The sequence below is a fragment of the Priestia sp. P5_B4 genome, assembly GCF_056400385.1.
In genome coordinates, this window is sequence record NZ_JBFULJ010000628.1 from 1 (window position 1) to 2,265 (window position 2,265).

Annotated in this window: 4 protein-coding genes; 3 read left to right on the forward strand and 1 reads right to left on the reverse strand. The window is 33.5% G+C overall.

What is annotated here, in order from left to right; genetic code table 11:
- Positions 1–289: 289 nt before the first annotated feature.
- Positions 290–571, reverse strand: a complete 282-nt coding sequence (locus AC1DRF_RS23905) for a DUF4190 domain-containing protein (RefSeq protein ID WP_427075837.1) — start codon at positions 569–571, stop codon at positions 290–292.
- A gap of 380 nt (positions 572–951) precedes the next feature.
- Between AC1DRF_RS23905 and AC1DRF_RS23910 the strand changes: the two genes are divergently transcribed.
- The 3 genes from AC1DRF_RS23910 to AC1DRF_RS23920 form a co-directional block, all read left to right on the forward strand.
- Positions 952–1,209, forward strand: coding sequence for a YidC/Oxa1 family membrane protein insertase (locus AC1DRF_RS23910; RefSeq protein ID WP_477741865.1), 258 nt, complete (start codon positions 952–954; stop codon positions 1,207–1,209).
- A gap of 83 nt (positions 1,210–1,292) precedes the next feature.
- A complete protein-coding gene (locus AC1DRF_RS23915) occupies positions 1,293–1,532 on the forward strand; it encodes a hypothetical protein (RefSeq protein ID WP_427075839.1) in 240 nt (79 codons plus the stop codon).
- 290 nt (positions 1,533–1,822) lie between these two features.
- The coding region (locus AC1DRF_RS23920) for an ATP-binding cassette domain-containing protein (protein WP_477741866.1) at positions 1,823–2,265 on the forward strand (443 nt) is incomplete at its 3' end.

A 2,265-nucleotide genomic window follows, 5' to 3' on the forward strand; every position in this document is an offset into this window, starting at 1 on the left:
CTATTAAAATAGCTAGAACAGTTAATCAACATAGAGATTACTAGTAATAATGTAAGTAAAACAATTATGATTTCTTTTATTTTGGATTCAACGATGGGTTTAATTTTTTATTCTCCTTTGCAATTTACATTAAAAGCTATAGGTGTAGTAACAATGATTCACAGTTAACATTTAAATTTAAAGAGCTTGATCTTCGGATAGTCGAAAATCAAGCTTTTATTCTTTTATATAGAAATTCCAATAACCTTATCTAAACCAAGATTTTCTTACATTTTTTAATTTACCTGTTTTATTCATAGTCTACAGTCGTTCCCCCAAATACAAACGTAATAATCCCCAATACAAAGAACAGCTGAGAAATTACGCCTACTATACTGCAAATCAGCCCGGCAATTGCGAGTCCTTTACCGCTTTGGTTGGTAGCAGCTATTTGATTTGATGCTTTTTTGTAGAAGATAATGCCGATAATACCTGTAATAAACCCGATGATTGGAATAAAAATGGACAGGATACCTAGAGTTAGAGAAACAATAGAGTGCGTGTTTACTTGAGGTTTTGTATTAGTTTCCAATAGTTTCACTCCCTATAAATGATATTTTTTTGATTATACCATAAAAAGGAATAATATCCTTTTTACTAATAAAAGTAGAAATTTTTAGAATTATATGTTTCCCGGTATATTTTCTATGCGCCGTTTCGTCAAATGTATGATGACATGTACAAAAAGAAACCTGTTTTTTGACTTCTATAAGGAAATCGATTTTGTGGGCTATCTTAGATTAAATCTGCTTCATAAAACATTTAACCTAAATTAAGGAAAATAAGATATAATAATCCACAAGGATGTGAAAAAATGGAATTGTTTATACCGGATGCTTTTCTGTATTTATCATTTGCGATTATGACGGCATTCTTTGTGCATGCTGCTATTAAATTAGCGCACCATCTTTTTTGTGGCTTGACTTAGGACATGTAGATCTGTATTTTATTCTTCCAATCGCTGCGGCAGTGGCTACGTACTTACAGTCAAAAGTCACGCAAAGTGATGTAGAAGGAATGAATCAATCGCACGCAGTGTTATCTCAAATTCTTTCGCCCCTCATGGTGCTTTCATTTGGAATATTTTCACCGTCTGGTCTCGTTTTATACTGGATGACGGGCAGTTTGTTTATGATTTTTCAGTCTTTTGTATTAAAGAAGTTTTTTTAAGAAAAGGCAGTGTTTGAAGTGGAATAAAGAAACTAAGAGGTTGCTCCATTGGGATTAGCCTTTTAATGAAAGGAGGGGGTACAGTGAAGAAATACATCATTTCATTCGGCGTAACATTTAGCACAATAGCACTTTTGTTTTTTATCGGAAACACATTTCATATTTCGTTACTGTCAGTTCAGTGGATTTATGTAAATGAACCGGAAAATTTTCAAATGGAAGCAAAAGGCGGTTTAATACCGGTAGCCCTTGGACTTATTCTTGGTTTTATAATCGACTGCGTATTAAGTGAAAAAGAAAAAAAGCAGGGTCATCAATTATAGTGAAGAAAAAAGGATCTTATATAGCAGATCCTTTTTTTTATTTGTACTTTCAATAAGTGAATATAATAGTACAGGCAGATGTTGTCATACATATTACGGTCATCAAAAACAAACGAAGGGGCAGCAAGCCTTTATGTTATCATCGACTTTTTCTAGTTTACTAGCTATAATTGGTATTAAATAGTCATTTTTGTAAATAAAAGGTGATTTAAAGTGCCGTCAAAATAACTAAATCAGTTACTTTCTATGATTACACCTAACTCTACTAATAGAGAAAGTGAAGTGAGCAAATGACAAATCTTTTAGAAGTTAAAAACATGGCAAAATCGTTTGGCCAAAATGAGGTTTTAAAAGATGTTTCATTTCATGTACCTCCTGGATCGATTGTGGGATTTATTGGTGATAACGGAGCGGGGAAATCTACGACGTTTAAAGCAGTATTAGGATTAATTTCGAGAGATAGCGGAACTGTCGAAATATTTGGTGAAGACAATTTGAATACAGATGCCGCGATTAAAGAAGATATTGGCGTCGTGTTTGATGCGATTAATCTGCCGGTTTCTTTGACCATAAAACAGCTAAACAATGTTTTTAAGAAACTATTTAATTCTTGGGAAGAAGCTGATTTTCACCGGTTGATTCAATCTTTTTCACTGCCGGAAGATAAAAAAATACATACGTTTTCACGCGGCATGTCGATGAAATTATCTCTAGCGGTAGCGCTATCTCACCG